We start from the raw sequence: 10,701 nt of genomic DNA, 5'->3' as shown, positions 1-10,701 counted from the left end.
AAAAGACCGACGGCCGAGATTCACGCCGTGGACGCGCCACCCGCCGCGCGGCGGAACCTCCTCGCGAGGCGATCGAACGCCACCGCGAGCGCGTCTCCGTCGATTACCTCGATGTCGACGTCGAGCTGGGCCAACGACAGCGCGAGCCGGTCCGGGTCGTTGGAACCCAGCTCGAGACGGCACGTGGACTCGTCGACCACCTCGATATCGACCAGGATGGGGATCTTTGCGGCGACCTGGGCGGCGGGAGCGTGCACGAGTACCTGGGCGCGGTACGTCCAGGCCGCTTTGCTGACGCGTCCGACGACGTAGTCGACGACATCGTCCGCCGGGATCACGCGCGGCGGGTACCGCGCGCCCGTCGGTGCGGGCGGACCCATGCGGTCGACACGAAAGACCCGCCAGTCGTCACGGTCGATATCCCACGCGAGGAGGTACCACAGCGGCCCCCAGGTCACCAGCCGGTGCGGTTCGGTATGGCGGGCCCCTGTCGTGGCTCCGGGTTTCGTGTATCCGAACCGGAGCCGTTCGTGGCTGCGGATCGCGGCAGCGACCGTGCCGAGAACCGAGAGATCGAGCGGCGGCTGCGTCCCTGGAACGACGCTCGTCGCCTCGCGTACCGCCTCCACGCGCCGACGCAGGCGCGAGGGCAGCACTTGCTCCAGCTTCGCGAGCGCGGTGAGCGATGTCTCTTCGACTCCGAGCCGTTGGGTCGCGACCGCACCCAGTCCGACCGCGACGGCGACGGCCTCGTCGTCGTCGAGCAGCAGTGGGGGCATCGCCGTCCCGGCGGCCAACCGGTACCCGCCCGCGACGCCGGCACGTGCGTCCACGGGATAGCCGAGCGAGCGCAGCTTGCCGATGTCGGCGCGCACGGTCCGCGTGCTCACCTCGAGCCGGTCGGCGAGTTCGGAGCTCGTCCAGTCGCGCTTGAGCTGGAGCAACGACAGCAGTTCGAGCAGGCGTGCCGAGGTTTCCAACATGTTTTCGATCATTGCAGTAATTGCGGAAGCTAGCCTGCCGCATTACCCGGGAAGGTGGGTGTCATGAACAAGAACAACGCACTCACCCCTTTCCGCATCGACATCCCGCAGGTCGACGTCGACGACCTGCGCACCCGGCTGGCACACACGCGCTGGCCGGACCCCGTGCCGGGCCGAGAGGATCGCACCGACTTCAGCCGAGGCATCCCGCCGGCGTACTTGAAGGAGCTTGCCGAGTACTGGCGCGACGGGTTCGACTGGCGCGTGCAGGAGGCGAAACTCAATGAGTACGAACAGTTCACGACGGTCGTCGACGGCCAGAGGTTCCACCTCGTCCACGCGCGATCGGCGAATCCCGAGGCCACCCCGCTGCTGCTGAACCACGGCTGGCCGGGCTCGTTCGTCGAGTACCAGCGACTCATCCCGCTCCTGGCCGACGAGTTCCACGTGGTCATCGCGTCGCCGCCCGGCTTCGGGTTCTCCACCCCGCTGTCCGGGACCGGCTGGGAGCTGGCGCGGACAACGGATGCCTTTGCCGAGATCATGACGCGTCTGGGCTATGAGAGGTTTGCGGCCCACGGCACCGACATGGGTTCAGGTATCACCGGTCGCCTGGCGGCGCTCTACCCCGAGCGTGTCATCGGCACGCATATCGGCGCCGACCCCCGGTGTCTCGGGTTGGTCGGCGATAAGTTCCCGCTCCCGGACGGTCTGTCCGATGACGAGATCGCCCAGCTCGAGGCGGTGCGCATCGCGGATGCGGCCGATCACGGATATCTCTTGATGCAGAACCACCGTCCTGACACGATCGGCGCGGCGCTCGCAGACTCGCCGGTCGGTCAGCTCGCGTGGATCGCCGAGAAGTTCAAGACCAGGCCCATCGGCGACCACCGGATGCCGGACGAGTCGGTCGACCGCGACCAGCTCCTCACCAATGTCACCCTCTACTGGTTCACCCGCAGCGGCGAGTCGAGCGCGCAGTTCTACTACGAGGCCGAACACTCCGAACTCGCTTTCGTCATGGCCTCCGGTGTTCCGTCCGGATGGGCCGTGTTCGACACCCACCCGCTCATCCGCCGCACGATGGACCCATGGAAGGCGGTCGGCCACTGGAGCGAGTTCACCGAGGGCGGCCACTTCCCCGCAATGGAAGAGACCGAACTGCTCGCGCACGACATACGCACCTTCTTTCGCGGCATTTCCTGACCCCGCGTCAGGGCCCCGGAATCCTGAAGCTGGCCTGAGCCGCAAAGTAGCATCGCGCGCAGGTTGATTCGTCTACTGTTGCCGGGCGTGCGTCAAGAGTGGTCGACCGAGGATTTGATCGGGTCGTGGACGCTGGTCGGGGATGACTGGCAGCGGGTGGGGAACAAGACAGGCGCGACTCGTCTCGGGTTCGGTCTGTTGCTGAAGTTTTTCGAGATCGAGGCTCGGTTTCCGGACGGGCCGGAGGAGCTGCCTGCTGTCGCAGTGGCGTATGTGGCGGAACAGGTGAAAGTCGATCCTGGCCTGTTTGGTGAGTACCGCTGGTCGGAGTTCACCCCGCCACGGTGCGCGGAGCTTGACGCGCTGCTGGTCACCGACGCCTCGCTGGGAGTTGGGTCGTGGGGTCCAGGCGGCCGGAATCCGGCGCTAAGGAGTTAGCGCAGACAAATGCCGATTATCTGCGGTAGCTCCGGCGTTGACCTGGGAAGATGCACCCGCCAGGCGGTGCCGACTCCGCGAATTATCTGCGATCGTGGGCTTACCGCCGGATTCCGGCGGTTTGGACCCCACGTGCCGTTACCCGCGCGTCCTACTTTGCGGCTTGTGACAGCTTCAGGAGTTCCGGGCCGAAAAGTAGTGATTCAGCAACCGCTCTTGAATGGGAAACGTCCGTGCTCATCGGTGGCCGGCCGTTCTACTCCGGCCTGCTGGGGGTCCCGGTAGACGGCTCGCCGTCTCGAAACCTTGGTAATGAGACTGTGGCCAGTCATCCGCACTGTCGGTGGGAGCTGATTAACTAGCCGGGTGTTCGAAACTCCAGACGAGCTCCACAGCCTCCAAGTCCTGCTCGACACGTCATTGGCCGCCTCCAGCAGCCATCTCAAGTCGATCATCCGGCCAGGTGAAAGCACCTTGGACGCCGAGCAGGTCGTCCGGGTCTGCCAAGGCATGTGCACCCTGGCGATTGCCACAGTCACCCGGCGCGGTGAACCACGCATCAGCGGCGCCGACGGGCACCTCCTGCACGGCCATTGGATCGTCGGCACCCACCGTCAGGCCGCTAAAGCTCGCCATCTCGCGGCGCGGCCCGGCATCAGCGCGACTTTCATGCGCGGAGAGCAGCTGGGCATCTTCACGCATGGACATGCCGTTCCGCTGAACCCGGAGGGAACGAGCAGCGACCCGACTTGGCCGACAATCCGCGACTACCTCGTCAACCACTACGACGGCGACGGTGACGACCCGTTCTGGGGCGAGAACGTCTGGTATCGCATCGACCCCAGTTGGATGGTCGCCTACAGCGCCGACCCCGTCGGGCTGCTCGACCAAGAACCGTCAGTCTGAAGAGAAGGCGTTAATCGAGGCCCGAGCAGTCGGCGGGGGTCGAGGAACATCGGGGCGAAACGTTCCGGTAGACACCTGCTCGGCCTTCCCGGAGGCCGAGAGCCGCGACGGACCGGGGCCGCTACCGCACATAGTTTGTTGAGTCGACCGTGGCACCTGGGGCAGTTGCGCCAGCTCGGAGACTGAGTTGCCGCACATAATATGTCACTATCTGCGGTAAATCCTTAGCGCCGGATCCCGCACGGATGTTCATTCCAGCACCGAAATACCAGGTCACCACCCGCCGAGCTGCTTCCCCAGCTCCCCTGCGGGTGAGATCCTGACCTTGGGGGCGTGGAATCGGAAGGAGAAGTGCGATGTCGAAGTCCCGCAGCAAAGGTGGTGCACACTCCGGCGGCGGCAAGATGACCGCCAGCAGGGCCTCCGCGATCCAGTCGGCGGGCGCGCGCAATCCTGGCAGCAGTACAGCCTCGTCAGGTTTTGCCAGCAGGGCGCAATCGGCGGCCGCGACCAACGCCAACAGCGGATCCGGAAAGAAATAGCAACGGCCACAATCATTTACGTGATGCTCCGGGGCCAACCCCGGAGCATCACTGCGTTAGAGCCGGATCCCGTTCAGTTGCACCACTACTGCCGTGCACGAGTGGAACACCGCCACGCACGTTCAGGACAACGAGTCCGATCCGAAGAAGCGAGCGTTCACCAAGGCAGAGCTGCACGCGTTCTTCGGCCACTGCTACGACGAGGTCGCCCGGATCCGGGCTTTCGGGCGCAAGGGTTGGCTGCCGGCGTTCCGCGACGCCACCATGTTCAAGACCGCCTACGCATTCGGGTTGCGGCGCAACGAAACTCGGATGCTGGATGCGGCCGACTTCGGCACCAACCCGCACGCTCCGGAGTTCGGGCAGTTCGGATACTGCCAGGTCCGGTTCGGCAAGGCCAAGAAGGGATCGCCACCGAAACGGCGCGGCGTTCTGACCATGTGGGACTGGACCGCCGATGTCCTCGACGAATGGTTCACCGAGGTCCGGCCGCTGCTCGGCGCCGACGGCAACCCGGCGGCCTGGCCGTCCGAGCGTGGGCTCCGGATCGGCTGCCAGCGCCTGAATTCCCGATTTGTCGCCTACCGTCGCACCCTGGACCTGGACGAAGGGCTCGATTTCCATTCACTGAGAAGGTCCTACGTCACGCATTTGATCGAGGACGGCTGGGATCCTCGGTTCGTGCAGGAACAGGTCGGCCATGAGCACGCGAGCACGACCTCGATCTACACCTGCGTCTCCTCGGACTTCCGCACCCGCACCCTGCGCCGGCGACTCGATGCCACCGTCGCCGCGGCCCTCGAATCCAGGAAAGGCGAACACGCATGAAACGAGCGATCGGCTACACCTGGCGACTGCGCGAAATCATGGCCAGCCAAGGCGTTTTCACCGCCACCGAACTCGTCCCGCTGCTGCGCGACCGCGACATCAATCTGCCGGCCTCCCAGGTACACCGACTGGTCTCCGGCACCCCAGAACGGCTGTCGTTGCAGTTGCTCTCGGCGCTCTGCGACATCCTGGCCTGCACACCCTCGGATCTGGTGATCACGACCGCCGAGAACGCCGGAGTCCGCAGGACCGGAACCACCGACGCCGCCGGAGGACCGCCGGTGGTCGCCAAGCTGCGGCCACGGCCAGCGCGGATCCTGCCGGACGAATGAGCAATCGCACCGCGCCCACCCGTGAGCAGTTGGAGCGGTGGCAGAAACGAGACTGCGCCCGCTGCGGTCGCCACGCCAACGCTGCCGCATGGTGGCCGGACGGGCAGGTCTGCCGGACCTGCTGCGACCGGGCACTGCGGATCCGGGGACGCTGCCCCAGCTGCGGCGCGGATCGGGCACTGCCCGGCATTCGGTCGGTTTACGAACGGCCGCAGCCGATCTGCGGCGACTGCGCCGGATTCGCCACCTCCTACCGCTGCTCACGCTGCGATTACGAGGGAAAGCTGCACGGCGGACGTCTCTGCTCCCGCTGCACCCTCTCCGACAAGCTCCACGAACTCCTCGATGACGGCACCGGACACATCAGCCCGAACTCGTTCCGCTCGCTGAACACCTCCTCGTCATGAACAAACCACTGTCGGGTCTGACCTGGCTCTATCCTCACAAGGGACACGGTCGGGCACCGGCCGAGCATCTGCGGGAACTGTTGATGGCCTGCGGTGTTCTACCTGCTATCGACAAGCAGATCTGCGGGTTCGAACGCTGGCTGATCGGCCACCTCGCCACCATCACCGACCCCGACCACGCCCAGGTCGTCCGCCGCTTCACCACCTGGCATCTGCTGCCCAGACTGCGCGCCAAGGCCGAGCGCAAGCCGATCACCCCACCCATCCGCCGCTTCGCTCGCGACCAGACCCGACAAGCAACACGCTTTCTGGAATGGCTTGCTGCACAAGGACTTACACTCGCCAGCTGCGGCCAATCCGACATCGACCTTTGGCATGCCGAGCACGGCGCTCACCACCGCGGCTGCCTGCGTTCGTTTCTGTTGTGGTGCATCGACAACAAGCTCACCCGACGATTCCACCTGCCCACCACCGAACCGCGCCGGGCAACCCCGATGCCACCTCAAGACCGCATCGAACTGCTCGGACGCATCCTGACCGCCGAAGACCAGCCACTGCGCTCCCGCACCGCGGCCGTGATCGCGTTCTGCTCTACGCCCAACCACTCACCCGCGTCGTCCGGCTCACCATCGACGACGTCATCCGTGACGACGACCAGGTGCTGCTGCGACTCGGCGAACCTCCGTCCCCGGTCCCGGAACCGGCCGCCGACATCCTGCTGGCCTGGATGAACAACCGCACCAACATGAACACCGCAACGAACCGTGATTCCCGCTGGCTGTTCCCTGGCAGACGGGCGGGGCAACCGATGCACCCTGAGACGCTGGGCGGGTTGCTGAAAGTCCTTGGCGTTCGGAATGTTCCGGGCCGGACATCGGCCATGCGCCAGCACGTCCAGCAGATGCCCGCCCCCGTCGTCGCCGACGCCCTCGGCTATCACCCCGTCACCACTACGAAACTCGCTGCCGAGGCCGCAACCACCTGGAGCCGCTACGTCACCGCACCCCGATTCCGATCACCCGAGGGCTGGAAGCCATCGACAACCCGCGACAGTTGAATAGGCGATCTCACCAGTCGGCGACCCCCGGTCGCGGGGAGTGCCTGATATCAATCGAGGTGTCCAGTGAAACGTCAGAACAGGGACTGGGCGTCCGCGGCGATCGTGAAGCCGTGCTTGCCGTTGTCACAGCGGACGCCGGATTCCATTGAGGTGCAAGCCATGGAACGGACGATTATGGTCTGGCCGTATTCGAGTACTTTGCCGCCGCCAGTGGTGCCGCCGTTCGGCGGTTGGCCGACGAAGACGCCCTGGTTCAGGCAGAGGTAGCGGGCCTCGCCGCTGTAGCCGACATCGGCCGCTACGGAGCGGTCCGGTTGCGAACCGCAGTCGGCTAGTTCGGCGGGTACCACCGAGGCGTGTGCGAGCTGGCAGCCGACGCCGAAGCCATCGGCATTGATGAAGCCGCACATGATATTTCCGTTCGGCGACTGGAAGTAGAACTTGTCGCCCTGTTGGTAGTCGCGCGCGTCGACATTCGCATCGTCGCGGTTCGGAAGCGCGCTTGCCACCGGCATGCCGATCTCGCCGTATCCGGCGAGTGCCCCCGTCACGGCGACCGCCGCGATCGCCACAGCCATTGCCTTCATGAACGTCCTCCCAGGTCGATGTCATGAACTCCATCAACCGCGGAAGGTGTCGATCACTGGGCCACGGAGGCTCCGGCGTTCCCGATCTCTCGGCGGACACCGTCGAATGGGAATACTCCGCCTGCGACGGTGACCTCGCCCGCGATCGAATTCCCCATCACGGTGGCCCGCCAGTCGGTTTCGATCCGGATGGGTTCGGTCGTCAGGGTCCGGCTGGAGATCCGGCTGCCGTCGACCGTCCCAGAGGTGATCGTCGCAGTAATCCCGTTCGCCTTGTTGGTCGCCGAACCGGCGACGCCGTCCTCGCCCGCGGTGATGACCAGGGTGAATTCCTGGGCGCCCGCCGGATGCCGCATAGTGACGTCCCACGTTCCCTCCGGCGAACCGAACCCCTCGGCGTCGGGATCCGGGCGGTCGGCCGCAGGTGGCGGGGCGAGATCGGGCAGTTCACCCAGCGGGGCCCGGCCTGGTTCGGGCTGCACACCGGCCGAGTTCAGGAAGCCGGCCATCATCTGGTAGTGGCCCACGACGTAGATGATTTCGATGATCTCGTCGTCGGTGTAGACCTCGCGCAGCGCTGTCCACGTGTCGTCCGATATGCAGTAGTCCGAGCACAATTCGTCGGCCGCGCGCAGCAGTGCCGCATCCCCCGCGGACCAGGTCGCGGATTCGTCGGCTACCGCGGCGATCTCGCTCATGGAGGCGCCGCCGGCGAGGGCACCCAGGACATGATTGCCCCATTCGTATGTCGATCGCGTGCGCAGCGCGACCCGCAGGATGGCCAGTTCCCGATCGCGAGCCGACAGTTGTCCCGCGGTCAGCAGCAGCGCGCCGATCGGCCCGATCGCCCCGAGGATGTCCGCGCGGCGCACGAGAGTGAGAATGACGTTTTGGGCCCCGATCCCGGCAAGCCGACGTTGGGCAGCGGTCAGCGAGGTCGGGTCGAGTGGGGTGATACGCGGTTCGGCGGGTCGGGCAATATCGCCGAATTGTGTTGGTGTAGCCATGGATTTCCTTTCTCAGGGGGTTGCGGGGCGTTGCGGTCAAGTGCGATACCCGGGTCGGTACGGCGCCAGGAGCTGATCCGCCGCGTCGACGAGTTCGTCGCCGATCGGTCGGCGCCCGGATACCGACCACGCCACCGAGGCGCCGAGCAGGCAGTAGTGGAGCTGGCGCGCCAGAACGGCCGCGTCGGCACCCTCGATCTCGCCGTGGTAGAGGGCGTGGTCGAGTAGTGCGGTGGAGCGGTCGATCGCGAGCGTGAAGCGTTCGTCGAGGACCCTTCGCAGGTCCGGGTCCTCCCCGACCTCGGTGAAGACCGACATCGAGTTGGCGATCTGCGCGGGCGTCGTCACGAATGCCACCGATTCGCGGATCATTTCGCGCAGTGCGTCGAGGGCTGACCCGTCCGGGGCGGGTTGCCCCGCGGAGATCTCCCGGATCTGCCGGGTACCCCAGGCGTGGAAGGCGGCAAGCAGTTCGCGCTTGGAGCCGAACCGCTGGCGCAACGCCGCCGGCGTGACCCCGACCTCCTCGGCGACCAGGTTGACGTTCAGCCGTGCGAGACCGACCCGCATCAGCACTGTCGCCATCGCGGCGAACACCACGTCGTCCTCCACCCGCCGTGGACGCCCCAGTTTCGCTGCGGCGGTACCCGAGTGTTCCGTCATACCCACCTCGCCATTATTTCTACCTACCTCAGTAGATAGTAATCCAAACCGGAGCAACAGCCAATGACAGTGCCCGCGCGGGCGCGGGTTCCTGGCGGCCGAGAAAGGTCTGCTGCACATCGACGCCGGATGTGCCCTGGAGAACCCCATCGTCACCCGCTACGCCGAAGTTGACCCTGACCTGACTCGCCCCGATCGAACAGCGGCAGAGGCAACCCGCCGACCTGTCAGCCCGTGGCTGACAGGTCGTCCCGCGTCGAGGTTGACGCCGGGGATTGCTTGCCGGGCCGTTCTACTGACAGGGCCGGATGATGATCGCCGCGCGCCTATACCAAAAATTGGCGGTGTTTCCTTCATTGCCCATATAACCCTCGATTTCCGACGCGAACGGCTCCGGCGTCGACTTCGATGTGCCCGTACACAACTCCTCATCCCGGACCTCTCGCACAGCGGGCTCACCAGCTGTCCCTGACCGGTCGATCAGCCACGTCAATGTGATGGTCGACCAGCGCAGCTCGCCGAGATCTTCCGATCCCGGGACCAAAGGAAGGCTCGAGCGCACCGGAAGGCTCGCGGGGTCATCGGGCACAGGCCCCACCATTTCCCCGTCTTCATCGAACTCCATGTCAGCGCTTTCGACGCATTTCCAGCCGTCCGCAACGCGCTCCCAACGCTGACGATAGATCCCCATCCACGAGGCGTAATCCTCCGCGTAGCAGTCCTCGACCTCCGCGAGCGCCAGCGACATGTCATATCCGGCGATGCCGGCCGCCGCGAGCATCATCCCAGTACGGGCAGCATCGCCGCCCTTGAGCTGATCCCACCCGAATCCGTGTTGGGAATACTGATGATCCAGCAGGTAGACGAGTTGATGGGGTGGGCATATCGCCGGCCCGCCGTGCAAACGCCACGTCGGCACTTCCACCGGTGTGGTGAAATGCGCCCGTAACTGCTCGGCCAGTAACGCGACCGACGGATGCATGGCGAAAGCGGCGGCGTCCGGGCCGGTACGCCCCTTCGCCACCAGGTTGTAGGTCAGCGTGATCCGGAAACCGTCGGTGACCGGCAGCACCTCATGCTCGCAGTCGCCATAGAACGCGACGAAGGACAGCTCCTCCGGCGAACCCTGGTCGGTGACCCTGGTCCCCCGCTGCTCGATCACCAGCTCCCCGCCGGTGAACGCCGAAGGCAGAGTCACCACCAACGTGCCGATCATGCCGTCGGCCTTCTCGAAATCCTGATGGCGCTTAAAGAATTGTCCCGACTCATACACCAGCATCGAATGCAGCTCCGCCGACAACTCGCAGTCCGGCGCCAGACCTAGCTCGGCCCGCAGTATGTCCAGCATGGGCAGCAACGTCTCGCGCCACTGCCGCTCGTCGACCGTTACCCGGTCCCGCGGAACCTCCCAGGTGTCGCGCACATTCGCGTCCAGTAGGGTCTGCTCGCGCAGACCATACCGCGCCGGCCGCGCGACCTCGCACAGTCGCCGCGCCTGAGCCGGCGTCACCGGCAACCGGATCGGCCCCACCCCATCTACCTCGATCACCAGGTTCTCCGCCGCGCCCGTCCGACGCGCAGCAAATGAACCCGCCGGCGGCACCGAACCCATGAGCTCGCCGATCACCCGTAAAGTCTTGTCCGTCATGCACTTCTCCCACGTTCGACAACGTTCGCGGGCATCCTCGCAGGACCCACCGACGATCCAGCCCCCGATGCCGCATCTTCGGGACATCGGGGAC

Annotated in this window: 14 protein-coding genes; 9 read left to right on the top strand and 5 right to left on the bottom strand. The window is 65.7% G+C overall.

Annotated elements, in window-relative coordinates:
* Nucleotides 1-20: 20 nt before the first annotated feature.
* Nucleotides 21-983, bottom strand: a complete 963-nt coding sequence (locus LKE06_RS15795) for a helix-turn-helix transcriptional regulator (RefSeq protein ID WP_372477387.1) — start codon at nt 981-983, stop codon at nt 21-23.
* A 63-nt stretch (nt 984-1,046) separates the two neighbouring features.
* Here LKE06_RS15795 and LKE06_RS15790 point away from each other — a divergent pair, with 63 nt between their 5' ends.
* From LKE06_RS15790 to LKE06_RS15750, 9 genes are all read left to right on the top strand, one after another.
* Nucleotides 1,047-2,189 carry an epoxide hydrolase family protein gene (locus LKE06_RS15790; RefSeq protein WP_227999725.1) on the top strand — a complete coding sequence of 381 codons (1,143 nt, stop codon included), beginning with the start codon at nt 1,047-1,049 and terminating at the stop codon, nt 2,187-2,189.
* A gap of 87 nt (nt 2,190-2,276) precedes the next feature.
* Nucleotides 2,277-2,627, top strand: coding sequence for a DUF4158 domain-containing protein (locus tag LKE06_RS15785; protein ID WP_227999724.1), 351 nt, complete (start codon nt 2,277-2,279; stop codon nt 2,625-2,627).
* Nucleotides 2,628-2,993: 366 nt separating this feature from the next.
* A complete protein-coding gene (locus LKE06_RS15780; protein WP_227999722.1) occupies nt 2,994-3,533 on the top strand; it encodes a pyridoxamine 5'-phosphate oxidase family protein in 540 nt (179 codons plus the stop codon).
* 356 nt (nt 3,534-3,889) lie between these two features.
* Entirely contained in the window at nt 3,890-4,075 is a 186-nt protein-coding gene (locus LKE06_RS15775; protein WP_227999720.1) for a hypothetical protein, read from the top strand.
* Between the two features lie 93 nt (nt 4,076-4,168).
* Nucleotides 4,169-4,903 carry a tyrosine-type recombinase/integrase gene (locus LKE06_RS15770; RefSeq protein ID WP_308188375.1) on the top strand — a complete coding sequence of 245 codons (735 nt, stop codon included), beginning with the start codon at nt 4,169-4,171 and terminating at the stop codon, nt 4,901-4,903.
* Entirely contained in the window at nt 4,900-5,235 is a 336-nt protein-coding gene (locus tag LKE06_RS15765; RefSeq protein WP_227999717.1) for a helix-turn-helix domain-containing protein, read from the top strand. The genes LKE06_RS15770 and LKE06_RS15765 overlap by 4 nt, the downstream gene beginning before the upstream one ends.
* Nucleotides 5,232-5,642, top strand: a complete 411-nt coding sequence (locus tag LKE06_RS15760; RefSeq protein WP_227999716.1) for a hypothetical protein — start codon at nt 5,232-5,234, stop codon at nt 5,640-5,642. The genes LKE06_RS15765 and LKE06_RS15760 overlap by 4 nt, the downstream gene beginning before the upstream one ends.
* On the top strand, nt 5,639-6,373 hold the full coding sequence (locus tag LKE06_RS15755) for a hypothetical protein (RefSeq protein ID WP_227999715.1): 735 nt from the start codon (nt 5,639-5,641) through the stop codon (nt 6,371-6,373). Before LKE06_RS15760 ends, LKE06_RS15755 begins: the two co-directional genes overlap by 4 nt.
* Nucleotides 6,370-6,699, top strand: coding sequence for a hypothetical protein (locus tag LKE06_RS15750; RefSeq protein ID WP_227999713.1), 330 nt, complete (start codon nt 6,370-6,372; stop codon nt 6,697-6,699). The genes LKE06_RS15755 and LKE06_RS15750 overlap by 4 nt, the downstream gene beginning before the upstream one ends.
* Before the next feature lie 74 nt (nt 6,700-6,773).
* On the opposite strand, the gene LKE06_RS15745 is transcribed toward LKE06_RS15750, so the two are convergent.
* The 4 genes from LKE06_RS15745 to LKE06_RS15730 all read right to left on the bottom strand — a co-directional run bounded on the left by LKE06_RS15745 (nt 6,774) and on the right by LKE06_RS15730 (nt 10,607).
* Nucleotides 6,774-7,289 (bottom strand): DUF6636 domain-containing protein, encoded by a 516-nt coding sequence (locus tag LKE06_RS15745; RefSeq protein WP_227999711.1) that lies wholly within the window; start codon nt 7,287-7,289, stop codon nt 6,774-6,776.
* A gap of 53 nt (nt 7,290-7,342) precedes the next feature.
* Nucleotides 7,343-8,296, bottom strand: coding sequence for a carboxymuconolactone decarboxylase family protein (locus LKE06_RS15740; RefSeq protein WP_227999709.1), 954 nt, complete (start codon nt 8,294-8,296; stop codon nt 7,343-7,345).
* A 36-nt stretch (nt 8,297-8,332) separates the two neighbouring features.
* On the bottom strand, nt 8,333-8,959 hold the full coding sequence (locus tag LKE06_RS15735) for a TetR/AcrR family transcriptional regulator (protein WP_227999708.1): 627 nt from the start codon (nt 8,957-8,959) through the stop codon (nt 8,333-8,335).
* A gap of 292 nt (nt 8,960-9,251) precedes the next feature.
* Nucleotides 9,252-10,607, bottom strand: a complete 1,356-nt coding sequence (locus LKE06_RS15730; protein WP_227999707.1) for a 2OG-Fe(II) oxygenase — start codon at nt 10,605-10,607, stop codon at nt 9,252-9,254.
* Nucleotides 10,608-10,701 lie beyond the last annotated feature (94 nt).

The sequence above is a fragment of the Nocardia australiensis genome, from assembly GCF_020733705.1.
Taxonomy (GTDB): domain Bacteria; phylum Actinomycetota; class Actinomycetes; order Mycobacteriales; family Mycobacteriaceae; genus Nocardia; species Nocardia australiensis.
This window is presented reverse-complemented; position numbering and strand designations above follow the sequence as displayed.

Bases quoted from the DNA above. Each gene is read 5' to 3' on its own strand.
- LKE06_RS15735 (WP_227999708.1), bottom strand. From the start codon at position 8,959: ATGACGGAACACTCGGGTACCGCCGCAGCGAAACTGGGGCGTCCACGG.
- LKE06_RS15760 (WP_227999716.1), top strand. From the start codon at position 5,232: ATGAGCAATCGCACCGCGCCCACCCGTGAGCAGTTGGAGCGGTGGCAG.
- LKE06_RS15740 (WP_227999709.1), bottom strand. From the start codon at position 8,296: ATGGCTACACCAACACAATTCGGCGATATTGCCCGACCCGCCGAACCG.
- LKE06_RS15755 (WP_227999715.1), top strand. From the start codon at position 5,639: ATGAACAAACCACTGTCGGGTCTGACCTGGCTCTATCCTCACAAGGGA.
- LKE06_RS15790 (WP_227999725.1), top strand. From the start codon at position 1,047: ATGAACAAGAACAACGCACTCACCCCTTTCCGCATCGACATCCCGCAG.
- LKE06_RS15795 (WP_372477387.1), bottom strand. From the start codon at position 983: ATGTTGGAAACCTCGGCACGCCTGCTCGAACTGCTGTCGTTGCTCCAG.
- LKE06_RS15765 (WP_227999717.1), top strand. From the start codon at position 4,900: ATGAAACGAGCGATCGGCTACACCTGGCGACTGCGCGAAATCATGGCC.
- LKE06_RS15750 (WP_227999713.1), top strand. From the start codon at position 6,370: ATGAACAACCGCACCAACATGAACACCGCAACGAACCGTGATTCCCGC.
- LKE06_RS15730 (WP_227999707.1), bottom strand. From the start codon at position 10,607: ATGACGGACAAGACTTTACGGGTGATCGGCGAGCTCATGGGTTCGGTG.
- LKE06_RS15775 (WP_227999720.1), top strand. From the start codon at position 3,890: ATGTCGAAGTCCCGCAGCAAAGGTGGTGCACACTCCGGCGGCGGCAAG.
- LKE06_RS15745 (WP_227999711.1), bottom strand. From the start codon at position 7,289: ATGAAGGCAATGGCTGTGGCGATCGCGGCGGTCGCCGTGACGGGGGCA.